This is a genomic window from Couchioplanes azureus, from assembly GCF_014648355.1.
GTDB lineage: Bacteria > Actinomycetota > Actinomycetes > Mycobacteriales > Micromonosporaceae > Actinoplanes > Actinoplanes azureus.
Window position 1 is genome coordinate 231,593 of sequence record NZ_BMQY01000004.1, and the last position, 26,164, is coordinate 257,756.

The 26,164-nt window shown below is 73.8% G+C and carries 21 protein-coding genes; 13 read left to right on the plus strand and 8 right to left on the minus strand.

What is annotated here, in order from left to right; genetic code table 11:
- The first annotated feature begins 157 nt into the window (after positions 1-157).
- From IEY99_RS16230 to IEY99_RS16250, 5 genes are read left to right on the plus strand one after another with little or no spacing between them, the layout of a single operon-like run.
- Entirely contained in the window at positions 158-1,609 is a 1,452-nt protein-coding gene (locus IEY99_RS16230; protein WP_229798771.1) for a dynamin family protein, read from the plus strand.
- Positions 1,606-3,450 carry a dynamin family protein gene (locus tag IEY99_RS16235; protein WP_189204027.1) on the plus strand — a complete coding sequence of 615 codons (1,845 nt, stop codon included), beginning with the start codon at positions 1,606-1,608 and terminating at the stop codon, positions 3,448-3,450. The genes IEY99_RS16230 and IEY99_RS16235 overlap by 4 nt, the downstream gene beginning before the upstream one ends.
- Positions 3,447-4,010: a hypothetical protein gene (locus tag IEY99_RS16240; RefSeq protein ID WP_189204028.1), complete on the plus strand. Its 564-nt coding sequence runs from the start codon at positions 3,447-3,449 to the stop codon at positions 4,008-4,010. The genes IEY99_RS16235 and IEY99_RS16240 overlap by 4 nt, the downstream gene beginning before the upstream one ends.
- 46 nt (positions 4,011-4,056) lie before the next feature.
- Positions 4,057-5,418, plus strand: a complete 1,362-nt coding sequence (locus tag IEY99_RS16245; protein WP_189204031.1) for an MFS transporter — start codon at positions 4,057-4,059, stop codon at positions 5,416-5,418.
- 18 nt (positions 5,419-5,436) lie between these two features.
- Positions 5,437-5,799 (plus strand): GntR family transcriptional regulator, encoded by a 363-nt coding sequence (locus IEY99_RS16250; RefSeq protein WP_189204033.1) that lies wholly within the window; start codon positions 5,437-5,439, stop codon positions 5,797-5,799.
- Between the two features lie 26 nt (positions 5,800-5,825).
- On the opposite strand, the gene IEY99_RS16255 is transcribed toward IEY99_RS16250, so the two are convergent.
- From IEY99_RS16255 to IEY99_RS16270, 4 genes are all read right to left on the minus strand, one after another.
- Positions 5,826-6,029, minus strand: coding sequence for a ferredoxin (locus IEY99_RS16255; protein ID WP_189204035.1), 204 nt, complete (start codon positions 6,027-6,029; stop codon positions 5,826-5,828).
- The gene (locus IEY99_RS16260) at positions 6,026-7,252 is read right to left on the minus strand and encodes a cytochrome P450 (protein ID WP_189204036.1); all 1,227 of its coding nucleotides are present in this window, start codon (positions 7,250-7,252) and stop codon (positions 6,026-6,028) included. The genes IEY99_RS16255 and IEY99_RS16260 overlap by 4 nt, the downstream gene beginning before the upstream one ends.
- Before the next feature lie 111 nt (positions 7,253-7,363).
- Positions 7,364-10,654, minus strand: coding sequence for a polysaccharide deacetylase family protein (locus IEY99_RS16265; protein WP_229798773.1), 3,291 nt, complete (start codon positions 10,652-10,654; stop codon positions 7,364-7,366).
- Positions 10,654-13,764 (minus strand): AfsR/SARP family transcriptional regulator, encoded by a 3,111-nt coding sequence (locus IEY99_RS16270; protein ID WP_189204040.1) that lies wholly within the window; start codon positions 13,762-13,764, stop codon positions 10,654-10,656. The genes IEY99_RS16265 and IEY99_RS16270 overlap by 1 nt, the downstream gene beginning before the upstream one ends.
- Before the next feature lie 328 nt (positions 13,765-14,092).
- Between IEY99_RS16270 and IEY99_RS16275 the strand changes: the two genes are divergently transcribed.
- Positions 14,093-14,431 carry a hypothetical protein gene (locus IEY99_RS16275; protein WP_189204042.1) on the plus strand — a complete coding sequence of 113 codons (339 nt, stop codon included), beginning with the start codon at positions 14,093-14,095 and terminating at the stop codon, positions 14,429-14,431.
- Positions 14,422-16,092: a thiol-activated cytolysin family protein gene (locus IEY99_RS16280; protein WP_189204044.1), complete on the plus strand. Its 1,671-nt coding sequence runs from the start codon at positions 14,422-14,424 to the stop codon at positions 16,090-16,092. Before IEY99_RS16275 ends, IEY99_RS16280 begins: the two co-directional genes overlap by 10 nt.
- A gap of 62 nt (positions 16,093-16,154) precedes the next feature.
- Here the strand turns inward: IEY99_RS16280 and IEY99_RS16285 are convergent, their stop codons facing one another.
- From IEY99_RS16285 to IEY99_RS16295, 3 genes are all read right to left on the minus strand, one after another.
- On the minus strand, positions 16,155-17,000 hold the full coding sequence (locus tag IEY99_RS16285; RefSeq protein WP_189204046.1) for an undecaprenyl-diphosphate phosphatase: 846 nt from the start codon (positions 16,998-17,000) through the stop codon (positions 16,155-16,157).
- Between the two features lie 53 nt (positions 17,001-17,053).
- Complete coding sequence (locus IEY99_RS16290; protein ID WP_229798775.1) at positions 17,054-18,022, minus strand: tyrosine-type recombinase/integrase; 969 nt, start codon at positions 18,020-18,022, stop codon at positions 17,054-17,056.
- A 123-nt stretch (positions 18,023-18,145) separates the two neighbouring features.
- Positions 18,146-19,009 carry a sigma-70 family RNA polymerase sigma factor gene (locus IEY99_RS16295; protein WP_189204050.1) on the minus strand — a complete coding sequence of 288 codons (864 nt, stop codon included), beginning with the start codon at positions 19,007-19,009 and terminating at the stop codon, positions 18,146-18,148.
- Positions 19,010-19,229: 220 nt separating this feature from the next.
- Between IEY99_RS16295 and IEY99_RS16300 the strand changes: the two genes are divergently transcribed.
- Positions 19,230-19,775 (plus strand): 2'-5' RNA ligase family protein, encoded by a 546-nt coding sequence (locus IEY99_RS16300; RefSeq protein WP_189204052.1) that lies wholly within the window; start codon positions 19,230-19,232, stop codon positions 19,773-19,775.
- Positions 19,776-19,807: 32 nt separating this feature from the next.
- On the opposite strand, the gene IEY99_RS16305 is transcribed toward IEY99_RS16300, so the two are convergent.
- Positions 19,808-20,221 (minus strand): VOC family protein, encoded by a 414-nt coding sequence (locus IEY99_RS16305; RefSeq protein WP_189204054.1) that lies wholly within the window; start codon positions 20,219-20,221, stop codon positions 19,808-19,810.
- A gap of 117 nt (positions 20,222-20,338) precedes the next feature.
- Here IEY99_RS16305 and IEY99_RS16310 point away from each other — a divergent pair, with 117 nt between their 5' ends.
- From IEY99_RS16310 to IEY99_RS16330, 5 genes are all read left to right on the plus strand, one after another.
- Positions 20,339-21,328, plus strand: coding sequence for an NAD-dependent epimerase/dehydratase family protein (locus IEY99_RS16310; protein ID WP_189204056.1), 990 nt, complete (start codon positions 20,339-20,341; stop codon positions 21,326-21,328).
- Between the two features lie 90 nt (positions 21,329-21,418).
- Positions 21,419-22,981 (plus strand): IucA/IucC family protein, encoded by a 1,563-nt coding sequence (locus tag IEY99_RS16315; RefSeq protein WP_189204058.1) that lies wholly within the window; start codon positions 21,419-21,421, stop codon positions 22,979-22,981.
- Positions 22,978-24,594 (plus strand): IucA/IucC family protein, encoded by a 1,617-nt coding sequence (locus IEY99_RS16320; RefSeq protein ID WP_189204060.1) that lies wholly within the window; start codon positions 22,978-22,980, stop codon positions 24,592-24,594. Before IEY99_RS16315 ends, IEY99_RS16320 begins: the two co-directional genes overlap by 4 nt.
- Complete coding sequence (locus IEY99_RS16325; protein WP_189204062.1) at positions 24,581-25,726, plus strand: alanine racemase; 1,146 nt, start codon at positions 24,581-24,583, stop codon at positions 25,724-25,726. Before IEY99_RS16320 ends, IEY99_RS16325 begins: the two co-directional genes overlap by 14 nt.
- Positions 25,726-26,163, plus strand: a complete 438-nt coding sequence (locus IEY99_RS16330) for an NUDIX hydrolase (protein ID WP_189204064.1) — start codon at positions 25,726-25,728, stop codon at positions 26,161-26,163. Before IEY99_RS16325 ends, IEY99_RS16330 begins: the two co-directional genes overlap by 1 nt.
- The last annotated feature ends 1 nt before the right edge of the window (position 26,164 follow it).

Sequence of the window (26,164 nt, forward strand, 5' to 3'; positions counted from 1 at the left end):
GGTCACTCGCCTTGTCTGCGTCGACGGCCGCGGTCTGCACATTCTCCCCGAATGTGTGCTCGGCTGACGAGTCATGACCGTGGGACCGCTGTCGGCCCGCGTGGCTACTTTGTGTGACGACATTGTTGCCACGGTCGGCCCGGAGGCCGCTGGCCAGGTGCGACACGTTCGTGACCGGCTCGCCGAGCCGTTACGCGTGGCGATCGCCGGGCGGCTGAAAGCCGGAAAGTCGACACTCGTCAACGCGTTGATCGGGCGCCGGGTCGCCCCGACGGCCGTCGGCGAGTGTACGCGGGTGGTCACCCGGTTCCGGTACGGCACGGCCGACCGGGTCGACGTGGTCGGCCGCGACGGCAGCCGGGCGAGCCTGCCGCTGGACGACGACGGCATGATCCCGCAGCGGCTCGGGATGGGCGCCGGGCGGGTCGCGTACGTGGACGTGACCTTGACCAGCGAGAAGCTGCGGGACCTGACCGTGGTGGACACCCCCGGTCTGGCCTCGGCGGACACGGTGGTGTCGGCGCGCGCCGCCGCCGAGCTGGGTGCCACCACCGCGCCGTTCGACGCGGCCATCGACGCGGATTCGGCGTCCGAGGTCGCCGCGGCGGAGGCGGTGGTCTACGTGTTCACGCAGGCGGTGCGCGCCGACGACGTGCGGGCGCTGGAGGCGTTCCGGGCGGCGTCGGCGCGGCTGGCGAGCAGCCCGATCAACGCGCTGGGCGTGTTCGGCAAGGTCGACACGCTGGTCGGCGGGGCGGCGGATCCATGGCCGGTGGCCGGTCCCCTGGCCGAGCAGCAGGCCGCCCTGCTGGCGCGTACGGTGTCGCAGGTTGTGCCGGTGGTGGGGTTGCTCGCCGAGACCGGGGAGGCGGGCCGGCTCACGGCCGGTGACTGCGCCGCCCTCAAGGAGCTCGCCGCGCTGCCGGCGGACGAGCTGCGGGTGCTGCTGGCCTCGGTGGACCTGTTCCGCAGCCGGCCGGCGCCGGTCGGCCCGGAGCGCCGGGAGCGGCTGCTGAGCCTGCTCGATCTGTACGGGGTCGGCTTCGCGCTGGCGCAGCTCGCCGCGCAGCCGCAGCTGGGCACCGGGGAGCTGGTGCGGCGCCTGGTGCTGGCCTCGGGCTTTCCCCGGCTGCGGGACACGCTGGACCGCTCGCTGCGCTGGCGCGCCGACGCGATCAAGGCGGGGTGGGCGCTGGCGCGGCTGGAGCGCATCGCCGGGCACACGAGCGAGCGCCGCGACAGCGAGGCGTTGCGGGACGCGACGGAGCGGTTGCTGCGCGAGCCGGCGTACCACCGGCTGCGGTTGCTGGAGGTGGCGCAGCGGGTGGCGACCGGCCGGGTGGAGCTGCCGGTGGCCTGGGAGCAGGAGCTGACCCGGCTGGCCACCTGCGACGATGCGCGTACGGTGCTGCGCCTGCCGTACGCCGGCGCCGACGAGCTGGCGGCGGCCGCGGTGGAGGCGGCCGGCCGGTGGCGGGTGTACGCGGTGGCCGGTGCCGGCCCGGCGCAGGCCCGGGTGGCCCAGGTCGCCCACCGCGGCTTCCACCTGCTGGCGCAGTCGATCCGCGACACCGCCCGCGGCCGGGACGCCGAGGCGGCCGGCTCGTGACGGCGTCGCGGGAGCTGGCCCAGGCCCTGGACGTCGCGGTGCGTGACGCGCTCGCCGCGGTGCGCGCCGCCGACGCCGACGCGGGCGCCGAGCTGGCCGAGCTGCGCCGCCGCCGGCTGACCCGCCCGTCCATCGTGCTGGTCGGTGAGACCAAACGCGGCAAGAGCTCGCTGGTCAACGCGCTGCTCGGGGTGCCCGGCCTGTCGCCGGTCGACGCCGCCGTCGCCACCGCCGCCTACCTGCACTTCTCCCCCGGTGCCACACCCGGCGCGGTCGCGTACGTGCCGGGCCTGGGCGAGCCCGTCGACCTGGAGCTGCGGGAGCTGGGTGAGTGGGCCACCGGCCGGGGCGGCCCGCGCGCGCCGCGGCGCATCGAGGTGACGCATCCGGCGCCGCTGCTGCAGTACGTGAGCCTGCTCGACACCCCGGGCGTCGGCGGCCTCGATCCCGCGCACACGGCGGTGGCGCTGGACGCGGTGGACCGGGCGACCGCGCTGCTGTTCGTCGCCGACGCGTCGGCGCCGCTGTCGCAGCCGGAGCTCGACTTCCTCGACGCGGCGAGCGAGCGGGTGGACACGGTGGTGTTCGCGCTGACGAAGGTGGACGCGTTCCCGGGCTGGCGGCGCATCGCCGACGACAACCGGGTGCTGCTGCGCGCGCGGGCGCCGCGGTTCGCCGACGCGCCCTGGTTCCCGGTGTCGGCGCGCCTGGCCGAGCTGGCCCTGGGCGTCCCGGCCGGCGAGCAGGCCGCGCTGGTCGACGCCTCGCACATCGCCGCGCTGCAACACGCCCTGGTGGAGCTCGCCGGGCGCGGCCACCAGCTGCAGCTGGCGAACGTGCTGCGCGCGGCGCGCGCCGAGCTGGTCCGCCTGGAGCAGGCCGCCGAGGCGCGCGTGCGAGCCGCCGAGGCCGACCCCGCCCAGACGGCGCGGGTACGCGAGGAGCGCAGCGCGCTCGCCGCCCGCAAACGCACCGAGCAGCGGCAGTGGGCGCTGCTGCTGAGCACCGAGACGCAGCGGGCCCGGGTCGAGGTGGTGGGCCTGTTGCGGACCCGGGTGGCCGCGCTGCAGCAGGAGGTCGCGGCGCGCATCGACACGCTGCGCGGCGACGCGCTGGCCGCGCTGCCGGACCGGGTGGACGCCGAGTTGCAGGCGGTGGCCGTACGGCTGTCGGAGGATCTGCGCGCCACGTTCCGCCAGGTGGGCGAGCGGGTGCTGGCGCAGGTCTTCGACGACGAGGAGCTGTCCGGGATGCTGGACCGGCTCAACGCGACGCTGCGGCACACCCTGGCGGCGGGGCCGCCGCGCGAGGGCTCCGGCGACAACCTGCTGGTGGCGCTGTCGGCCGGCGGCATCGCGTTCATGGCCGGTCGCGGGGCGATGTTCGGCGCGTCGGTGCTGGGCGTGGGCGGCGCGGTCGCCGGTGGGCTGCTGGTCCCGGTCGCGGGCCTGGGCCTGGGGCTGGCGGCCGGCGGCTACGTGCTGTACCGCAGGCGGGTGCAGAGCGACCGGCAGCAGGCCCGCGCGTGGCTGCGCGACGTGCTGGGCGAGGCCCGCGCCGCCCTGCAGGACGAGATCTCGCACCGGTTCACCGACCTGCAGTACGCGCTCGGCGTCGCCGTGGACGACGCCGTCGAGCGCCGGCTGCGCGAGCTCGACGCCCACATCGCCGAGATCGACGCGGCCGCCGCCGAGGACGCCGCGGGGCGCTCGCGGCGGCGGGCGCGGGCCACCGCGGAGCTGCAGCAGGTCCGCGGCCGGCTGGCGCAGGTCGACGAGGTCCTCACCCGCGCGCGTGCCCTGGCGCCCGCGTCCGCACCCATCGGTCAGGAGAACGCATGAGCGACGAGTACGGCTGGCCGGACTTTGCCGACGGCGGCCACGACGATCCCGGTCACCACGATCCGGGCCCGCCCGACGAACCGGTCGCGGGCAGCGACCCGTGGCACGACGACCTGGTCCCCGAGGAGCACCACGGCTACGACGACGTGGTGGCGGCGGACGACGAGGACGACGCCGGGTGGGCGCACCACGACGAGCCGGGCGCCGGGTACGAGCCGCAGCCCGCACCGGCGGCCGAGACGGCGGAGGCTCCGGGGCTGGGCCCGGTGGGCGCGGACCCCGACGCGGGCGGGGACGGCGACGCGCCGGTGAGCGTGTTCCCGCCGGTGGTCGACGTGGGCCCGCTGCCGGAGCCGGTCGACGGGTTCCCGTGGATCGACACGGGCAGCCTGGGCCTGGTCGACGCGGCCGCGGCCGCCACGCCGCCGGTGACGCCGCAGGAGCTGGCCGCGTACGCGGCCGAGGACCTGCCGCCGGGAGCGGACCCGTGGGCGGCGCTGGCCGGTTCGGAGGACCCCGCCACCGCGGCACTGGCCCGCTGGTGGTCGGTGAACGGCTGACCCAGCGATACCCGCGCGGGCCTTCGAGGTGACATCATCTGCGGCCATGACCGACATCACCGCGGCGCCCGTGGCGCGGCGTGAACGCACCGGCTGGTACCTGTACGACTGGGCCAACTCGGCGTTCTCGACCACCGTCATCACGGTGTTCCTGGGCCCGTTCCTGACCTCGGTCACCGAGCAGGCCGCCGGGTGCGCCCTCGGCGCCGACGAGTGCGACGGCCGGGTGTACCCGCTGGGCATCAGCGTCGCCGCGGGCTCGTACTTTCCCTACCTGGTGTCGCTGTCGGTGCTGCTGACCGTGTTCGTGCTGCCGGTCATGGGCGCGGTCGCCGACCGGGCGGTGCGCAAGAAGCCGCTGCTGGCCGCGGCCGCGTTCACCGGCGCGGGCGCGACGATCGCGATGGCGTTCGTGACCGGCGAGCGGTATCTGCTGGGCGGGGCGCTGTTCGTCGTGGCCAACGTGGCGTTCGGTGCCTCGGTGGTCGTCTACAACTCGTTCCTGCCGCGGCTCGCCGGCCCCGACGAGCGTGACCGGGTGTCCAGCCGCGGCTGGGCGCTGGGCTACCTGGGCGGCGGCGTGCTGCTGCTGGCGAACCTGGTGGTGGTGACGCTGCTCGGCGTCGAGGGCGACGACCGCCGCACGCTGGACCTGGCCCGCTGGTGCATCGTGTCGGCCGGGGTGTGGTGGGCGGCGTTCACCCTGCTGCCGTTGCGGTGGCTGCGGGAGCACCCGACGGCGGCGAGCGTGGGCGGCAACGTGCTCACCGACGGGTTCCGCCAGCTCGCCCGGACGTTGCGCGATCTGCGGGCGTACCCGCTGACGTTGTTCTTCCTGGTCGCCTACCTGGTCTACAACGACGGCATCCAGACGGTGATCGCCCTGGCCAGCCAGTTCGGCACCGAGGAACTGCACCTGGAGCAGTCCACTCTGATCGTGACCATCCTGATCGTGCAGTTCCTGGCGTTCGGCGGGGCGCTGCTGCTGGGCCGGGTCGCCGAGAGCATCGGCGCGCGCCGTACCGTGCTGCTGTCGCTGGCCTTGTGGCTGCTGGTCATCCTCGGCGCGTTCTGGCTGCCGGAGCGCGAGCCGGTGCCGTTCATGCTGCTCGGCGTCGGGATCGGCCTGGTGATGGGCGGCAGCCAGGCGCTGAGCCGCTCGCTGTTCAGCCAGCTCATCCCCACCGGCCGCGAGGGCGAGTACTACGGCTTCTACGAGATCAGCGACAAGGGCACGAGCTGGCTCGGACCGCTCGCGTTCGGCCTGGTGTTCCAGCTGACCAGCAGCTACCGGATCGGGATCGTGTCGCTGGTGGTGTTCTTCGTCGCCGGTGGCATTCTGCTGGCGATGGTGCCGATGCGCCGGGCCATCGTCGCCGCGGGCAACACCCCGCCGCGACTGCTGTGACGCTACGGGGGAACGCGCGTGGACATCGTGATCGACCCGGCGTCGCCGGTGCCGCCGTACGAGCAGGTGCGCCTGCGGATCGCGGAGCTGGCCACGCAGGGGGTGCTCCCGGCGGGCACCCGGCTGCCGCCGGTGCGCCGGCTCGCCGCCGACCTGGGACTGGCGGTCAACACGGTGGCCCGCGCCTACCGCGAGCTCGAGCAGGCCGGGCTGGTGGAGACCCACGGCCGGGCGGGCACGCTGGTCACCCCGGCGGCGGCCGGGACTCCGGCCGCCGCCCACGCTGCCGCGCTGCGGTACGCGGACGAGACCAGAGCCCTCGGACTGACACCGGAGGCGGCCCTGGCGCTGGTCCAGGCCGTGCTGCGCCGTCCGGGCTGAGCGTCGTGGCCGGGCGCGGCGGCGGGTCAGCCGGGACCGAGGGTGGTGATCGCCCCCGAGGGGCACCAGGCGGCGACCTGGCGGAGCGCCTCGTCCGGCTCGCCGTCGGCGGCCGGGTCGAGCACCACCACGAGGCCCTCGTCGTCCTGGTCGAAGACGTGCGGCAGGGTCAGGACGCAGGTGCCGGCGCCGACGCAGATGTCGCGGTCGGCGGCGATGCGGGCGGTCACCAGGTCACCGGAAGCTCGGCGACGCCGTACACGACGGAGGTGTCCCGTCTCGGCAGGCGGGCGGGGTCGGCGGCGACGGTGAGGCCCGGCAAGCGGCGGGCCAGGCGGGTCAGGGCCACCCGCAGCTCGGCGCGGGCCAGGGGCTGGCCGATGCACTGGTGCACGCCGAAGCCGAACGCCAGGTGCTGGTGGGCCTCGCGGTACGGGTCGAAGGCGTCGGCGTCCTCGAAGACCGTGTCGTCGCGGTTGGCCAGCGACAGCAGGGCGGTGGCGGGTTCGCCGGCGCGAATCAGCCGGCCGCCGATCTCCACGTCGCGGACGGCCTGGCGGGCCAGGCCGGTGCGGACGATCGTCAGGTAGCGCAGCAGCTCCTCGACGATCGCGTCGGCGGTGTCCTGGTCGCCGTCGCGCAGCCGCTGCCACACGCGCGGGTACTGCTGCAGCAGCAGCACGCTGAGCCCGATCATGTTGGCGGTGGTCTCGTGCCCGGCGATCAGCAGCAGCACCGCCATGCCGACGAGCTCACCGGTCTCGAGCTCGCCGGTGTGCACGCGTTCGGCGACCAGGCGCCCGAGCAGGTCCTCGCCGGGCCGGTCGCTGCTGCGCTTGCCCTCGATCAGAGCGCCGAGGTAGCCGCGCAGGCCGAGCATGGCCTCGCGGGCCCGCATCGGGTCGGCGCTACGGTCGAGCAGGGTCGTGCTGTGCCGCTGGAAGAAGGGGTGGTCGGCGTAGGGGACGCCGAGCAGGTGGCAGATGACCAGCGACGGCACCGGCAGCGCGAACGTCGCGACGAGGTCGGCGGGCGGCCCGGCCGCCTCGGTGGCGTCCAGGGCGCCGTCGACGACGTCGCCGATCAGCGGCTCGATCCGCCGGATGTTCCGGATCATGAACTCGGCGGTGAGCATCCGGCGCAGCCGCAGGTGCGCCTCGCCGTCCATCCGGATGAAGCCGCCCTTGGTGAACTGCGGCGCCTGCGGCGACACGGCGCGCAGCAGCGGGAATCCGGGCCGGGTGGCGTCGGCGCTGAACGCGTCGCTGCGCAGCATCTGCTTGACGTCGCCGTGCCGGGTGACCAGCCAGGTCCATCCGCCGGTGGGCAGCCGTACCCGGGTGACCGGACCGTCGAGGCGGCGCCGGTCGGCGGCGGCCACGGGGGTGAACGGGTCGTCGCCGGGGCTGCGGAACGGGAACAGGGGCAGGCGGTCGGTCGCGAGGTCGGCCACGACGGCCCTCCTCCAACGTAGCGATGTGTGTCGATGGACACGCGCTACGTTAACCCCATGTCGGGCAAAGAACAACGAATGTCGATGAAGCTAGCATTCTTGTCCGTCAGCTCAGGTCGGCGCCGGACCGGCCGGATCTGTGGGCAGCAGGTCGATCCGGTAGTCGAAGTCGCCGCCCTTGTCGCAGACCATTTCCAGGTTGTCGGTCAGGACCCTGTGCAGTCGCCGGTATCCGACCATCGCGTCGGCCTGCCCGGCGCTTCTGACCTCATCCCAGGAGAGCAGGCCCTCGGCCGTGAACCGGCAGTTGTCGCCTGTCGCCACCGCGAGAGCGACGCCGGACGGGCTTCGCAGGGTGACCGCCGTACCGTCCGCGCTGGCCGTCTTGTCCTGGAAGCGAGCCGATGTCACCGCCTGGAGCAGGTCCACACAGAACTCGTTCGACGTCACGTGGCCGGGCCGCACGCCCGTGTAGCGCACTGTCACCGTGCGTCCGGTGAGCGAGATCCTCTTGGTGAATCCCACGGAGGCGGCGTGGTGCCAGATCACCGGTGTCGCCGTGGCGCCCGGTTGACGCGCGCTCCGGTCGCGTTCGCACAGCGCCTGCAGGACGTCACGATCGAGGCTTCCGTGCGGTGGTGGATCCTCGGTGCCCCGCTGGTACGTGAAGCAGACGTCCGCGCCGGTCTCGCACCGGTACTCGTCGAAGAGGTTCGGGTACAGCCAGAGCTGTGACGCATCCGGCCGCCGCGGATCCCGATACGTGCCCAGCCGCGCGGCGGCCAGCCCGGTGTCTCCGGCGACGTACGCGTGGTTCGGGGTGACGACGGTGTTCTGCAGGGCGAACCCGTCGCAGGTGACACCGCCGTCCTGCCGGCCCGGCGGGCGCTCGGCCCACGGCGTGTAGAACTGGTAGGCCTTGAACGTCCCGCTCACCGACACCGGCCGGCCGCCGGCCATGGTGAAGACGTGCGTGACCACCCCACCGTTGCGGTCCAGTACCAGCAGCACCTCACGGTTGTAGACGATCACATTGGGCAGCAGGTCCCGGTCCCAGTGCAGGCCGTCGGTGTCGCCGCGGAAGGGCTCGGCCACCATGTCGTCCTGGCGGATGCGGTCCAGCAGCGGGCCGCCGTCGACGTACGTGGTGTCCGGTGTCCGGGCCGGCTCGGCCGCCCATTGCCCCCAGACGGCGGCGTGCAGGTAGACCCACACGTTGCGGCGTTGCAGGCCGGCGGCGATGACGAAGTCCTCGGGCTCGTGGATGGCCGGCGCATCCCGATTCTCCACCGGCGTCTTGCTCCACATGCCCTCGTGATGGTCTTCCAGAAAGTGCAGCCAGGCGAGCTCGTACAGCTCGTTGCGTGCGCCGCGCCAGCGGACCAGGGCGTTCTCCACCGTGTCCGACAGGTCCCGCAGCGTCCCGCCCACCCACCAGGCCGGCGTGCGCGCCCAGTCGTCGTACCACTGGTCGAAGCGCAGGCCGCCCTCGCCGCCGTCGGGGTCGATGCTGGGGCACACAGAGCTCGACACCGCGATCTCGGGCTTGGTGTCCCTCTGCACGTCGAGGTCGTCGGTGGTGATCGCCTGCACCCATGGGTGCCTGCTGATCCAGCGCAGCGCGGCCTGGTACTTGCGGTTGAAGTGCTGTCTCCAGCCGGCGTAGTTGCCGTCGAACCAGCCGTTGCCGGCGAAGTGCTCCACATCGTCACCGAGGACGATGACCGGTGCCGGACCGGTGCCCGGGACCCGGACGGCCCGCATGAGGCTCCGGCGCAGCTGATAGGCGATCTTCCCGAGGAACGCCTCCTCCAGCGGTATCGCGCCGATCCCGTTACGGAAGACGTCCTCGATCAACAGGATCCGGCTGTCGGAGCCCTTCATCCGCCAGAGGTAGTCGCCGTCCTCGGCGCTGTGCGGGAAGTGGCGCTCCTGACGTTCCGGATCCTTCTCCTTCGGCTGGCAGACGGTGGACCGGTCGAACACCAGAAACTTCACCCCGGTCTGCTCGTACGCCTCCCGTTCCGCCGCGGTGGCTTTGTACAGCCGCTGGCTCGGGTAGTAGAGGTCGTCCACCCGGCCGAGCACGGCGCGGATCACCTCGCGGCCGCCTTCGATCTCCCGGATGTTGGTCTCGCGCTGGTAGTAGGGCAGGCGGTGGGCGCCGTATCCGGCGTTGCTCGGGGACACGAGGCCGTTTGCGACGTCCTGTCGCAGCAGCGCCAGCTCCTCCGGACTGTCGTGCGCCATCATCAGGAGGATCCCGGCGTTGAACGCCCAGTGATATTTCACCCGGTAGTGCCGGTGTGCCGCCAGGGTGAAGGCGTAGCCGTCCGGCTCGCCGTTCTCGGCCGACTGCGGGCGGCTGGAGAACAGTGCCTTCGGGTCGGCCATCGACGCCTGCATGTACGTCTTCGGCTCCGAGTAGCCGGCGAGCGGGGTGGAGAAAAGATCGTTCACCCGCTGGATGCCGAAACAGATGATCATCAACCGGGCGGGTGTCATCCCGCGTCCCTCGTGGTCCGGGTCCTGCAACGGCACCCGTACGGGCTCTCCTCCCGCCGCGCGCACGTGCACGCACGGCAACGGCTCGCCCTGGCGGCGTACGGAGAAGACGAGGCTGTCCGCGGTGCGGTCCAGGATGGGCAGTGGCGTGGGGTGGGGTCCGCCGTCGTCGGCCGCGTCGTGCACGCCGAGCCACGCGGCGTCCTCGTCGTCGCCGAGCCGCACCTGCAGGGGTGGCGGGTCGAACCGGCGCACGGGCGGCTCGCGGTGACACCGGTCTGCCGGCTTCACGGGGTCGCCGTACTGCTGGAGGAAGTCGATACGGATGTGGTCGAAGTCGGCGGACCGCTCCGGCGGCGTGGCCATGACGACGAACCAGCGGTCGTCGTGGCCCTCAGGCGTCTCCACGTGCCGCACGTCTGCCCCGGTGAACTCGGGTACGACCAGGTCCAGGGCGTAGCGACGGAGATCCGGTTCGAGGCCGGGCACGCTCGCCGTGATGGTGAGCAGCAGCCTTTCGCCGTAGGGCAGGCCGGGCAGCGCTGCCTCGTAGTACCGGTTCTTGGGCGACTGCGCCCGCTTGGCCTCCATGTCGACGTACCAGCTCAGTGCGTCACCACGGCCCGGCATCCCGGGCACGAAGCTCTTCGACTGACGCAGGTCGCGCAGGATCCGCCCCAGCGCGGGCATGCTCCCGTCCGCGGTCGACGCCGTGAACTGCCGGCCCGCCACCTCGGCCGTCAACCGCACCTGCGGAGTGAGGTCCAGGGCGCACCACAGGCCCACCGGGATCACCGCCTCTACCGTCCGCGGCGCCTGCGGGTCCCCGGGGTCCGAGTCGATGCGCAGCCGTGGCCAGTTCTCCAGGCCCGCCGTCCAACACGCGATGTCGGGCATCATCGTGCTCCGGCCGTCGGTGCACCGGGCGTCGAACGGATGCCGCCTGCCGCGACCGGTACGGGTGTGTCGGCCAGCGCGCGAACCTCGTGATGCTCCGGTCCGAACGTCGCGAGCAGCAGGTCGCGGGCCCGCCGCCGTAGCTCGCCGGCCCGGCGGTGGTCACCGATCTCGTCGGCGACGAGGGCCAGGTCGGCGCAGGCGCGCGCCACCTCGGGTGAGCCGGCCGGGCGGCTGGCCTCGACGTACCGCAGCGCCGACTCGGCCAGCGCCTGCCCCGCCGCGGCGCTGCCGTCGGCGGCGAGGGCGACGCCGAGCCGGCGGGCAGCCAGTTGCGTACTCGGGTGGTCGGCGCCGTGCCGCAGGAACAGGATGTCGTACGCCCGTTGCTGCGCGGCCCGTGCGTCACGGTGGCGACCGGCGTCCCGGTAGGTCAGGCCGGCGTTGCTCAGCGCCATCGCGAGCCGGCCGTCCGCCCCGCCGAACACCGCCTCCAGGCCGGTGACCGCCCGCTCGTGGGCCTGCAGCGCGCCGGTGACGTCGCCGAGCAGCCGTTTGAGGTATCCGAGCTTGTCCAGGGCCTCGTACTCGGCGGGGTGACCCGCCCCGTGTACCTCGACGGCGATCCGCAGAGCCCGGGTCTGGCAGGCCAGCGCGGCCGGCAGGTGGTCGGAGTCCTGCTCGACGAGGCCCAGCCCGGCCAGGGCGTGGGCCAGCACCGCCCGGTCGGGCCCGGCCTCGGCGATCACGATCGCCTCCTCCAGGCAGCCCCGGGCCTGCGCCAGCTCGCCGGACGCCCACCACGCATAGCCGAGATCGGTCAGGACCCGGGCCAGCGGCACCCGCTGGTCCGTGGCGCGCAGCAGCCGCAGCGCGTTCCGGTACTGTTCGATGGCGCCGACGGTGTCGCCCGCACAGTTCAGGACGTGTCCCAAACGGTCGTAGGCGTGCGCCAGCAAGGGCAGCTGCGCCCCGGTCACGTCGGCCAGCAGGGCGACGGCGCGTTCCAGTTCGCTGTGCGCGGCCGCGCAGTCACCGGCCCGGTCCAGGGTCTCGCCCAGCGCGCTGCGCACCCGGCCCTCGATCAACCGGTCGGTCGTCGCTTGCGCGAGCCGCAGCGCCATTCGCAGGGCGTCCAGCGCGGCGGGGAACAGTGCCCGTCCGGCAAGCCATTCGGCGCAGGGTACGAGCAGGTCAACCAGCGTAGGGCCGAGCCGGGCCGCGTGCTCGCTCTCGGCCGTGTGGGCCGACAACGACAGGGTGTGCGGAAACAACGCGTCCCATCGGCCGGCCTCGCCATCGGCGACCGCGGCCGTCACGAGGTGGATCGCGGCACCGAGCCGCTCGCCCCGCTCCCGGGCGTTCAACCGGGCCCGGACGACCACCTGCACCAGCCGATGCATCCGCAGCAGGTCACCTTGCCGGTGCAGCAGCGAGAACCGCAACAGCTGGGCGACCGCCTCGTTGACGGTCAGCCGTTCGGCGCCGCCGGCGAGCAGGAGACTCAGCGGTATGGCGTCCGGCGCGAGGAATGCGGCGGTCTCCAGCAACCCGGCCGCGTGGGGCGACCGCCTGCGGATCAGCTCGGCGGACACCTCCCAGGTCGCGGCGACGGGCGGCCGCAGCGTGCCGGGACACCGCGTCGTCATCAGCGCCTCCTGCCGGTCGAGCAGCAGATCCGCGTACTCACCGAGCCCGGTCGAGACGTGCTCCACGTACGCGCAGGCGTGCTCGAGTGCCAGCGGAAGATCACCGAGCAGCTCGGCGACCCGGTGGGCCGCGACGGGGTCGTGGTCACCGCTGCGGGCGGTGAGGAAGTGCACCGACTCGTCGCGGCTGAACGGCGGCACGGGCAGCGGCGTGCCGAGCCGGCGCCAGGCCGGGTTGCGGGACGTCACGACGACCGAGCCGGCCGGCCCGGCGGGCGGCAGGAACGCCTCGAGCATGTCGGGCTCCTCGGCGTTGTCGAAGACGATCAGCCAGGGCCGGGTGGCCAGCTCGTCCCAGAGCGCCGACAGCAGTTCTTCCTGCGTCCCCCTGCCGGTGATGCCCAAGGCTCGCGCCAGGTCGGCCAGGCCGGTCGCGGTGGCGGCGGGGCTGTCGGCGCGCACCCACCAGCTGACCGTGTCGGGACTCCGCCGGGCATGTGCGAGCTGCCGCGCCAGCTCGCTCTTGCCGACCCCGCCGAGGCCGTAGAGAACGAGCACCCGGGGCTCGCCGGTCGAGGCGTCCAGCACCTCGGCGGCGGCGTGCATCGTCTGTTCCCGCCCGATGAAGGCGCGGTGCGGCGGCGGTAGCCGGCGCGGTGCGCCCGGTCTCACCGGCCCGGTCGCGCCCGCTTGCGGGCAGGAGCCGACGTCCTGCTGCGCCAGTACGGCCGCGTAGAGCTCACGCAGCTCGCGGCAGGGGTCGACGCCCAGCTCGTCAGCGAGCACGCGGCGGCAGCGATCGTAGGCGGCCAGCGCGTCGGCTTGACGACCGACGGCATACAGCGCCCGCATCAGCCGCAGTACCGCGGACTCCCGCAACGGCCACCGGTCGACGAGTTCCCGCAGCGGCCCGATGTCCATACTCTGCCGGCCGAGCAGGTCGTGCGCGTCGGCCAGCGTCTCCACCGCATGCAGCCGGAGCTCCTCCAGCCGGTGCGCCTCGGCATCGAGAAACCCGGCGCCGCGCAGTGGTCCGAATGCCTGCTCGCCGGTCCACCGCGAGAGGGACCGGCTGAGAATCTCGGCCGCGTCGCCCACGTCCTGCTCGTCCCACGCCCGCTGTCCCGCGGCGACCTCCTGCTCGAAGGACCAGGCGTCGACCCGCAGCCGGCTGCGATCGACCCGGTAGCCGCCCGTGCCACGGCACACGGTGTCGCCGCCCAGGATCTTGCGAAGTCGCGACACGTACGCGTGCACGGTCGCCGGGGCGGCATTCGGTGCATGGCCCTGCCACACGTCCTCCGCCAGCTGGTCGACGTCGACAGGTGCGTCGGCGATCAGCAGCCGGGCCAGCACGGCGCACTGGAGGCGGCCACCGAGCCGGACGGGTTCACCCGCGCGCACGGCCTCGAAACGCCCCAGGACCTGCACCTGTGCGTGTTCTAGACGGTCGCTTTCCATCCGATGCACCCCCGCGGCCCGACCCGGATGCCGGGCGGGCGTTCCCACGCCGTCGACCCACGAATTGTCTGCCCCGGTCCCCGACGACCGCAGGAATTCCCCGACGTGGCCACCGAACAGGCGACGGCGTCCCTGGCACGCAAGTGCGAGCGGCGGCTGCAAGGCGCACGTCAGACCGGTGCAAGCGGACCCCGTCAGGGTCGGCGCAGAACACCGGAACACGCAACCGCACCCCGACAGGAGGAGCCGCAGACAACCGGACCGCTCCATCTCGGCGGTACCGACTCACGGGAAACAGCACGAATGCCCAGCTAAGGGGGGGTATCTCATGGACGGGCGCCGCAACCTCGTCTGCACTACCCGGGCCTACGCGGTCTTCACCAGCGACCTGGCCACCGGATCCCGTGTGGGCCGGCGCGAGGTGAACGCCGTCGTCCGCACGGAGCTCCGGCGGCACAAAGGCGTCTGCGGGTGCCTGGCGAGTGTCGCCTACGCGTACGGCGACCACCCGGAGGTGGCCGCTCCGCGCATGCGCTGGGCACGCGAACTCGCCGAGACCACCTTCGCCGGCGGCTCTGCCAGCCCGGCGCCGCCGCCTCGCGCGAACAGCCCGCAGACCACCACCCTCAGCAACCACCCTCGACACAAGGAACCAGCATGCGCATGATCGCCATACTCCGCGTGGCACTCGTGGCCACACTCACCGGCGCCATCGTGTCCGGTGTCAGCACAACAGCATCGGCACTGCCGGGGACCCCGGCCGTCGCGGTTCCGTGGACGCTGGCGTCCGGCGGGAAACCGACTCAGGCCGACGCTGTGAACCGATACATTCTCCGACTCCGTGCACTCACGGCGAGGCCGGCGGCCGACAATCCCACGGGGCCTACCTCGACGTCGACCGAGGTGGTCGACCAGACCAAGTACGAGTGCCAGACCACGCCGAGAACACTCACCGCCAATCCGAGCGAGATCATCTCGCTCAACGCGGACCGGGGCAAGCTGTGGCTCGGCGCGCTGTTGCAAGGATCCGGATATGCGGGCGGCCCCGGATCTCTCGCCGAACTGCCGATCCGGGATCGGGCACCGCTGACGATTTACGCCGACCTTCCCGGAAAGCGCATCCTCAGGAAGGTCAAGTTGCCTACCGGAGCCCGGGTCCAGCAGGCGATCAACGATGTGGTGGCCGATGCGCACAGCGCACAGATCGAGCCGCCCGCCGCGTACGACTACGACCGCAAAGAGGCGCAGAGCTCGGAAGAGGCGCTGCTGAAAGCCGGCATCTCCGTGAAGTACCTCGGGGCGAGAGCAAACGCCTCACTGAAGATCAGCCGTAAGACCGGCGAGTCGAGCATCCTGGTCACCCTCACGCAACGGATGTTCACCGTCAACATCGTGAAGCCGGCCACTCCCGCCGAGTACTTCGGCAGGAAGTACACGCTCAAGGACCTCAAGAAGCAGGCCGCTATGGGGCGGATCGGCCGGTCCAATCCACCGGTGGTCGTCTCGCAGATCGTCTACGGCCGCAAGCTGATCTACACCGTCACGGCGAAGTCGTCGGCGCAGGAGCTCGATGCGGCCGTGTCCCTCGTGGTCAGCGGTAACAGCGCGGAGCTGAGCCTCCAGCAGAAGGCGCTGATCAGCTCCGCCCGGTACAGCGTCGTGGCAGTCGGCGGTGAGGACAGCGCCGTCCGGAAGTTGATCGCCGAGCACAAGATCAACGAATACCTGGCCCAGAAGAACTCCCTCCTCTCCGCCGTGCCGATCTCGTACCAGGTGGACAACGTCGTCAAAGACAGCGCCGCAGCGTTCTCCGAGACGACGAACTACAACCTCACCACCTGCTCGGTCATACCGGTGGAGCCGGTCGTGGTCGGCGACGTGGTGAAGCTCGAGAACCTGCGCGGGGACGTCACGGGGCCGTGCGAGGACCCCGCGCTCTACGGCACCCTGTTCATCAACGGCGAGAACGTCTGGGACACCGAAGACGAAGAGCCCTACGCCGGCCCGCCTGTGCGGGGAGAGTTCACCTTTCCCGACCTCGGGACGCCGACAGCGACTCCGCTGCCTCCCGCCTACCGGCACACCATGCAAAATGGCGAGTTCGCCCTCTTCCACGATGGATCGACTGCGATCAGAATCTCGGGAAGCATCGTGCAGAGCGTGTGGATCGGCAAGTATCCGGTGAACCTGTACGACACGACCATGAGGTATCCCAACCTCGTGCTCGGTCAGCAGACCATCGAGGGCGGCAGCGTGCACTGCAAGGTGAACTTGCGGTTCGAGCTGAAGTTCGTGAAGCACCTGTACGACTACGGCGATGCGCCCTGACGCGATGCCCGACCTCCCGCCCAGCAGGGCATCAGGTCAGATGACCGCCGCAGTCGCGGCGGTCATCTGGCGTCGATCACGTTCGTGGTGAGCAGCACCATGAGCACCGCGCCGAGCACCACGCGGTAGACGATGAAGATCGAGTACGAGTGCCGGGCGATGAACTTCAGCAGCCAGGACACCGCGAACCAGCCCACCACGAAGCTGGTCACCGTGGCCACGATCGTAGGCAGCCAGCCCACCCCACCGTTGTCGGCGGAGATGTTGTCGAACTCGGTGACGGTCTGCAGCACCGTCGCGCCCATGAGCGCCGGGATGCTGAGGAAGAACGACAACTTCGTCACCGTCACCCGGTCGAGGTCGCGCAGCAGGCCCGCGGTCATCGTGGCGCCGGAGCGCGACACACCCGGGACCAGGGCCAGGCACTGCACCGTACCGATGATCAAAGTGTCCTTCCAGGTGACGTCCCCGACGTGGCGCACCTGGGTCGCGGCATGGTCGGCGAACCACATCACACCGCTGTAGACGATCAGCGCCCCGGCGACGAACCACAGGCTGCGCAGCGTCGTCTCGATCGTGTCCTGGAACAGCAGGCCCACGATGCCGATCGGGATCGAGCCCAGGATGACCGCCCAGCCGAACCGGTAGTCCGCGTTCGCGCGCAGGTCACGGCGCATCACGCCGCGAACCCAGGCGGTGACGATCCGCACGATGTCGTGCCGCAGGAAGATCACCGTGGCCAGCACCGCGCCGGACTGGATGATCGCGGTGAACGCGGTGATGTCCCGCGCGTCGATCTCGTACCCGAGCAGCTTCTCCAAGATGGTCAGGTGGCCGGTGCTGGAGATGGGCAGGAACTCGGTGAAACCCTCCACCGCGCCCAGCAGCACCGCTTCGAAGATGTTCAACCCAACCCCGCCCCGTGATCGACTAGCCGGACCGGTCGAGGATAGGGGGTCGCTCAGGGCCCGCTGCGCCGGACCCGTGCGGCGGCGAGCGTGTACGCCGGGTCCCGGTCCAGGTTGTGCCGGTCCCGGTCGTAGCGCCGGGTGGTGCGCGGATCGGCGTGCCCCATCGCGTCCTGCACGTCCTCCAACGGCACCCCCTCGGCCCGCGCCGAGGTCGCGAACGCGTGCCGCAGCGAGTGCGGCGACAACCGCGCCCACCCCTCGATCCCGGCCTCCCGGGCCAGGCGGCGCACCAGCCGGAACACGGCGTGCCGGTCCAGCCGCGCGCCCGAGGCGGTCACCAGCAGCGGCCCGTCCAGCCGGTCCACGGTGGTCCCCTCCGCCGCCGCGCGCCCGGCCAGGTACGCGTCCAGCGCCGCACCCGCGTACGGCGTCAGCGCCCGCCGGCGCGGACGCCCACCCTTGCCCACGAACCGCACACTGCGGTGCCCGCGCTCCACGCCCAGGTCCGCGACGTCGAGACCGACCAGCTCCCCCACCCGCAACCCCAGGTCCGCGAGCAGGGCGACCACCGCCCGGTGCCGCACCGCCGCCGCGCCGGTGCCCGCCTCCGCGGCGGCGATCACCGCGTCGACCTCCTCCGGGCTCAGGCCCACCGTCGCCGAATGGTCCCGCGAGACGTACGGGCGGTCCGCGCCGGCCACCGGATTCGCCTCGACCGCCCGCAGCTTGACCAGGAAGTCGTACCAGCTCGACAGGCCGGACAGCTTGCGCGCCACCGTCGCCGGGGCCAGCTCGCGCGACTCCAGGCCCCGCGCGTACGCGTTGACGTCCAGGAAGGAGGCCCGCAACGGATCGACGCCGCGCTCGGCGCACCACCCCAGCCACGCCGCCACGTCCCGCCGGTACGCGTCGCGGGTGTGCGCCGACAACCGCCGGTTCTGCAACCACGCCTCGGTGACCTGCTCGGCGCCGCCGACGGCCGCGACCGTCCCGGCGTGCTGACGCGGAACCAGGGACATGCCGCCCATGATCTCAGCTGCGCCGGCCCGGCAGAAAGCGACAGGCCGTCACCCGCGGTCGCGGGTGACGGCCTGCCTCGTGGTTCTCGAGCCGCCGGGCGGCGTGCGCCGTTCCTCGTGGCGTCAGGCGGCGTACGCCACCGAGCGGTTCACGCCCTGCACGTCGGTCACGGCCAGGCGCGTCGCCATCGTGCTGCGCCCGGCGATCTGCGCCGCGTACGCGGCCCGCCGCCGCGCCACGACACCGTCGCCCTTGACGCCGTCCTGCTTCTGCTCCATGTGCGTGCTCAGACCGTCGCGCAGCAGCGCCAGCGCCTCGGTGCGCAGCTGCGACACCCGCGACTCCGTCACGCCCAGCTCCGCGGCGACCTCCGCCAGCGGCCGCTCCTGCAGGAACGACGCCTCGACCACGAACCGCAGCCGCTCCGGCAGCACCGCCACCGCGTCGTGCAGGTAGCCGATCCGCTCCCGGTGCAGCAGCATCTCCTCCGGGTTCAGCGCCGACTCGGTGACCATGTCCTCGGCCGCGCCGGCGGTGAAGCCCTGCAGCGACAGCACCGCGGCCCGCTGCACGTCGTCGTCGACCGAGGCCAGCTCCGACACGCCCACGCCGAGCAGCTCGGCGAGCTCCGTCGGCGACGGCGTGCGGCCCAGCTGCGCCGTCAGCTCCTCTCGGGCCACCTCGGCCCGCCGGGCCCGGGCCCGCACCGAGCGGCTCGCCCAGTCCATGCTGCGCAGCTCGTCCAGCAGCGCACCCCGGACCCGGACCGCGGCGAAGCGGCCGAACGGGATGCCCCGGCTCTCGTCGAAGGCCTGCGCCGCGGTGACCAGAGCCGCGTACCCCGCCGAGGCGAGGTCGTCGCGGTGCACGTGCGCCGGCACCTTGAAGAGCATCTCGCGCACCAGGTGGCCCACCAGCGGCATGTTCTCGCGGATCAGGTTCTCCAGCTCACGGCTGACGGTCTTCGGCGCGGTCGCTGCGGACATGGTGTTCCCCCTCGTATCCCGTCTCCCGGTGACGGCTCACCGGCTGACAGGGGGAACTTTTCGTTGCGCAGGGTGCAGCAGAAGGTCACAGACGGTTGCTGCTCGGTTGCACCTCAAGAAAACCTAAAGTCCGCACAGCGACCTCCCAGGCGGCGGCTCACCACGACACAGCCGCAAACCGCTGGACACCACCGGGCCCCCACCGCGCACACTCGCCACCATGACCCCCACCCGCACCGCACTGATCGTCCCGGTCCCGCAGGCCGAACCCGCGGTCGCCCGCCACCGGGCCCGCCTCGACGCGGCCGCCTCCTGGGGAGTCCCCGCCCACATCACCGTCGTCTACCCGTTCCTGGCGCCCGGCCAGGTCACCGCCACCGTCCTGGACGGCCTGCGCGAGGCGATCGGCGCCCTCCCCCGCTTCACCGCCGCCCTCACCCACGTCGGCTGGTTCGGCACCACCGTCGCCTGGCTCGCACCCACGCCCAGCGGACCCTTCCAGGCGCTCACCCACGCCGTCACCGCACGGTTCCCCGAGGCCCAGCCCTACGAGGGCGCCCACCCCGACGTCGTGCCGCACCTCACCATCGGCCACGACCACCCGTACGACGCCCTGCGCGCCGCCGCCGACGACGCGGCCACCCACCTGCCCCTGGCCACCGAGGTCACCGCCGTCCACCTCATCCAGGGCGTTCCCGCACCCGGCGGCCCCTGGCACACCGCCGCCCACTTCCCGCTCGCGGCGCCGCAGATCTCGTCGTCCTGACGCGGCAGAAGGCCGTCACGTGGCCGGGGCCGTCAGGCCGCCACGCAGAACTCGTTGCCCTCCGGGTCGGCCATCACCACGTGATGACCCTCGAACGTCGCCAGCACCCGGCCACCCGCCGCCACCAGCTCCCGCACCTTCGCCAGGATCCGCTCCCACTGCTGCGCCGACCTGCCCACCCGCACGTCGATGTGCAGCCGGTTCTTCGCCACCTTCGGCTCCGGCACCTCCAGGAACACCAGCCGCGGACCCACCCCCGACGGATCGTGCAACCACGCGCCGTCGCCCTCGTCCTCCGCCGGCTCGCCGAACGACGCCACCCACTGCGCCCGGGTCGCGAACGGCGCCGGCGGCGGCTCGTCCTCGTAACCCAGCGCCAGCTTCCAGAACTCCGCCAGCGACCCCGCCCGCACGCAGTCGAACGTCAGATCCACCCGCAACGCCACGACACACCCCATCTCCGCGCCACCCACGCACCCGCGATTTCCGCCGACAGCGATAGCGTTCCGCCGACAGCGATCACATCTTTCCCCCCGGGTACGACACCCGGCATCGTCGCGCCCATGCATCTGCTCGTACTCGGGGGAACCGGATTCGTCGGCCGCGCCGTCGTCGACCAGGCCCGCGCCCGCGACCACCACGTCACCGTCCTCAACCGCGGCCACCGCCCGGCACCGCCCGGCGTCACCGCCCTCACCGGCGACCGCACCACACCCGGCGGCCTCGCCGCCCTCGACGGGCGCACCTTCGACGCCGTCGTCGACACCTGGTCCGCCGCACCGACCGCCGTCCGCGACGCCGCCCGCACCCTGCGCGGGCGCGCCGGCCACTACACGTACGTCTCCAGCCGCAGCGTCTACGCCGACGCCGGCCCCGCGCCCTGCACCGAGGACGCCCCGGTCGTCGACGCCTCCCCCGACGCCGGCGACGACGCCGACTACGCCACCGCCAAACGCGGCGCCGAGATCGCCGCCGGCCGGTGCTTCGACGGGCCCCTCCTGCTCGCCCGGGCCGGGCTGATCCTCGGCCCGCACGAGGACATCGGCCGCCTGCCCTGGTGGCTGCGGCGCCTCGCCGCCGGCGGGCCCACCCTCGCCCCGGGCCCGCACGACCTGCCCCTGCAGTACATCGACGCCCGGGACCTGGCGGCCTTCCTGCTCGACGCCGCCGCGGCCGGGCACACCGGCGCCTACAACCTGGTCAGCCCGCCGGGTCACACCACCATGGGCGAGCTGCTGGAGCTCGGCAACGAGATCACCGGCGGCCGGGCCGAGCTGCGCTGGACCCCGCCGGAGACCCTCCTCGCCGCCGGCATCGCACCCTGGACCGACCTGCCGATCTGGCTGCCGCCCGGTGCCGACCACGCCTTCATGCACGGCGGCGACGTCAGCCGCGCGCTCGCGGCGGGCCTGACCCTGCGCCCGGTGCGCGACACCCTCGCCGACACCTGGGCCTGGCTGCGCGGCCTGGACGGCCCGCCACCGCAGCGCCCCGACCGCCCCCGGGTGGGCCTGGACCCCGCCAAGGAGGCCGCTGTTCTGGGATGTCGATGAAATCCGGTCTCGGGTGTGCGGATGCACACCCGGTGAGCCGTCCTAGGATGTTAGGGGCCAGCGGGACTGCTGGGGGTGCCGTGCCGGAGAATGGGCATCGTGCCCCCGCCCGACTCCGACCGGACCCGCGCCGAGCTGGGCACCCTCCGTCCCGGGCTGGTCGAGGCGTACGACCGGGCGCTGCCCCGGGCCCGCGCGGAGATTCTCGCCCGCCTGCTCGGGGCGCTGCACCGCGAACCGCTGCCCGGCGTCGCCGCCCGCGCGCCCGGCGCGGTCACCCTGGCCGGCGGCCGCGTCCTGACCCACCCGGCCGGGGCGGCGGCGCCGTTCGCGGTGCCGCCCGCCGGCCTCACCTGCCGGCTCACCCCCGGCGACGGTGCCCCCGGCACGGCACGCGTCGAGGAGATCACCGATCCGGCCGCGCTGGTCCGGGCGCTGGGCTGGGCGGCGAGCTTCCACGACGAGATCGCCAACAGTGTGGCGAACCTCGCCCTCGCGTACGCCGACCCGCCACCGCCCACGGCGGCGCCCCTGCTGGCGAGCGCGCCCGACCTGGCCACCGTGGAGCAGCTCGTCCTCGACGGGCACCCGCTGCACCCCTGCTGCCGCACCCGCGCCGGCATGGACGTCGCCGCGGTGCTGGCGTACGGCCCGGAACACCGGCCCACCCTGCGCCTGCGGCGGCTGCGGGTGCCCGCCGACCGCTGGTACGGCGACGGCCCCCCGCTCCTGCTCGCCCACCCGTGGCAGGCGGCGCACCTGCGCGACCGCCATCCCTACCTGCGCGACGACGGCGAGACCGGGCCCGTGCGCCCGCTGATGTCGCTGCGCACCGTCGCCGCCGCCGCCGGGCACGTCAAGACCGCGGTGGACGTACAGATGACCTCCGCCGTACGGACGGTCTCCCCCGCCGCCGTGCACAACGGCCCCCGGCTGTCCGCCCTGCTGCGCGACGTGACCGCCGGGCTGCCGCTGACCGTCCTGGCCGAGTACGGCGCAGGCGCGGTCCTGGTCGGCGGGCGCCCCGAGCGCCACCTCGCCCACCTGCGCCGCAACGCCCCGGCGACCGGCCCCGGCGAGACGGTCGTGCCGCTGGCCGCGCTCGCCGCCGCCGACCCGTACGACGGGCGGCCCCTGCTGTGGCACGCCGCCGCCGACCCGTACGCCTGGTGGCACGACCTCACCCACCTGCTGTTCCCGCCGCTGCTGGCGGTCCTCGACCGGGGTGTCGCGCTGGAGGCGCACGGGCAGAACACCCTGGTCGTGCTGCGCCACGGGCGTCCCGTCCGGATCGTCTACCGCGACCTCGGCGGCGTCCGGGTCGGCGCCGAGCGCCTGCGCGCCGCGGGCTTCGACCCGCCGCCGCTGCGGGGCGAGCTGCCCAGCGACGACCCGGCCGTGCTGCGCACCAAGCTGGCCGCCGCGCTCGGCACGGTCACCGCTCAGCTGGTCGCCGTCGGCGCACGCGGCGGGGCCGATCCGGCGAAGCTGTGGGCGATCGCCGCCGCGGCGCTGGCCTCGGCCGGCACCGGCGACGCCGCGGCGATGCTCCGCGAGCCGCTGCCCGTGAAGGCGACCACGGCGATGCGCCTCGCCGCCGACCCGCTCGACGACCTGTGGACCCACCTCGACAACCCGATGGCGGCATCATGACACCTTCCGTGGCCGACCCCCTCGTCGCCGGCGCCGCCGACGCGGGCGCGTGTCTCGCGGTGCACGCCCCGCACCTGCGGGAAGCGTTCGCCGCGGCTCTGCCCGTCGCCGCCGACGTCGTCGGGCGCCGGCTGCGCGGCGCGCTGGTGCGCGAGGGCCTGGCGGCCGCCGCACCCGGCGACGAGGTGCACGCCTTCCGCCGCGTCGAGTACGCGCACGCCGGCGCCGGCGACCCGGCCGACCTGCTGCCGGCCGGGCTGCCCGGCAACGCCGCCGGGTTCGCCGCCGAGCTGCGCAACGCCGTGGTCAACCTGGCCATCGCCCTGGCCCGGCAGCAACCCGTCACGGCCGGCGGGGACCCCGACGCGCAGGCCGTGGCCGCCGAGCGGCTCGCCGTCGCCGGGCACAACCTGCACCCGTGCGGCCGGACCCGGCTCGGCTGGGACCCCGCCGACGTCCTCGCCCACGACCTGGAGGCCGGGCGGACCCGGGTCGGGTTCCTCGCCGTCCGCGACGACGCCCACCTCGGTGACGACCTCGGCAGCGCCCTGCGCGCCGCGTACCCGGGGCTGGCGGCCGCGCCGGCCGGATTCCGCCTGCAGCCCGTGCACGCCTGGCAGCGCGACACGGTCGTGCCCGCCCGCCACCGCGCCCTGCTCGCCGCCGGGGCCGTGCGGATCCTCGACGACGAGCTCGACGCGGTCCCCACCGCGGCGCTGCGCACCCTGCTGCTGCCCGCCGCGGCCGACGGCAGCCGCCGCTACCTCAAGCTCTCCCTCGACATCCAGGTCACCTCGACCCGGCGGGGGATCTCGGTGGCCAGCACCCGCAACGGCCCGGGCGTGTCGGCGCTGCTGCACCGCCTCGCCGCCGCGGACCCGGACGCCGACCGGCTGCTGCTGATGGCCGAGACCGGCGGCGCCGCGGTGCCGGCCGCGGGCCGCGACATGTCGGCGATCCTGCGCGACGGGCTCACCGGGCGGCTGCACCCGGGCGAGCAGGCCGTCGCCGGTGGCGCGCTGCCGGTGCTCGCCGCCGGCCTGGTCGCCACGTTCGCCGCCACCACCGGGCGCCGCGACGACGCCGGGGCCGCGGCCGGCTTCCTCGACGCGTACGCGAGGCTGCTGCTGCCGCCGCTGCTGCGTCTCACCGTGCGGGGCGTGGCCCTGGAGGCGCACCTGCAGAACTGCCTGCCCACCTTCGTGGCCGGCGTGCCGCACCGGCTGGCCGTCCGCGACTTCGCCGGGCTGCGCCTGCACCCGGGCCGGCTGGCCGCCGCGGGCCACGAGGTGCCGCTCTGGCCCGGCTCGGTGGTGGGCACCCGCGACGAGGGCGTGCTCCGCGCCAAGATCGGATACACCGCCTTGCAGGCCCATCTCGGCGAGCTGGTGCTGCGGCTGGGCGAGTCGCACGGCCTGGCCGAGGACGCGGCCTGGCGCATCGTGCGCCGCGTCGTGGACGAGACCTACGACGCGCTCGGCGACGCCGGCCGCGCGGACCACGCCGCGTTCACCGCCCCGTTCGTGCCGCACAAGGCGCTGGTGCGGATGCGCCTGGCCGGCGCGGGCGACGAATACTTGCTCGTGGAGAATCCGCTGCATGCCGCCGCCTGAGCGGGTCCTCGCCGCGCTGCGCGAGCTGCCGTCGCCCGTCTGCGCCTACGTCTACGACCGCCGGTCGCTGCGCGAGCGGGCCGCCGCCGTGCGCGCCGCGCTGCCCTTCGCCACCCTGCTCTACGCGGTGAAGGCCAACGGGCACCCGGAGGTCGTGCGGACCCTGGCGGAGGTCTGCGACGGCCTGGAGGTGGCCTCCGCGGGAGAGCTGGAGCTGGCCCGGGCCGCGGGTGCCCGGCGCATCGTGGTCGGCGGGCCCGGCAAGACCGACGCCGAGCTGGCCGCGGCGATCGCCGCCGGGGCGCAGGTCAACGTGGAGAGCGGCCACGAGCTGCTCCGGCTGGACCGCCTGGCCCGCGCCGCGGGGGTCGTCGTGAGCGCCTGCGTACGGGTCAACCGCGCCGGCGCCGCCCTGCCCGGCAGCCACGCCATGACCGGTGCGCCGACCCCGTTCGGCGTCGACGAGGCGCAGCTCGGCGAGGTGCTGGCACTGCCGCACGCGCACGTGGCGATCACCGGCTTCCACCTGCACGCGGTGTCGAACAACCTGGACGGCCCCGCGCACGCCCGCTTCCTCGCCGACGCGCTGGCATGGTCGGCCGGGGCCGCCCGCCGGTACGGCCTCACCCTGCGCACCGTCAACGCCGGCGGCGGTCTCGGCGTCGACCATGCCGGCGACGCCACCGTCGACCTGGCCGCCGTCGGCGCCGGCGTCACCGTGCCGCCCGGCGTGGAGCTGATCGTGGAGCCGGGCCGCATCCTCGCCGCCGACGCCGGCTGGTACGCCGCCGAGGTCCTCGACCTCAAGCACACCCACGGCCGCCGGTTCGCCGTCCTGCGCGGCGGCACCCACCACTTCCGGCTCCCCGCCGCCTGGGGCTACAGCCACCCGTTCACCGTGCTGCCCCGCGACCGGTGGCCGTACGACTGGCCGCGCCCGCGCTGGCGCGACGTCACGCTCGACGCGGCCGGCGAGCTCTGCACGCCGCGCGACGTGCTCGCCCGCGACCGGCACGTGGCCGAGCTGGCCGTCGGCGACGTGCTGGTCTTCGCCCGCACCGGCGCGTACGGGTGGGACATCTCTCACGACCGGTTCCTGCGCCACCCGCCGCCGTCGTTCATCGTGGTCTGATGGACGTCACCCACCGACCCGCCGCCCGGATCGTCTGCCTCGACGCCGACGAGCGGGTGCTGCTGCTGCACTGGCGCGACCCGGTCGACGGGCACGAGATCTGGGAGCCGCCCGGCGGTGGCCTCGACCCCGGCGAGACGCACTGGCAGGCGGCCCGGCGCGAGCTGGCCGAGGAGACCGGCCTCGACCCGGCGGCCGTGCTGGACCGCTGGGTCGAGGTGCCGCGCGACTTCGTCTGGAAGGGGCGGCGCTTCACCGGACCCGAGCGGTTCTTCCTGGCCCGCTTCGGCTCACCGCGACCCGCGCTGGGCCGCGGCGGGCTGCTGCCCGACGAGCAGGAGGTCCTGACCGGTCACGTCTGGCTGGACCTGGACGAGCTGCCCGGCCTGCCCGGGCTGGACCCGCCCGACCTGCCGGAGATCATCCGCCGGCTCTGAC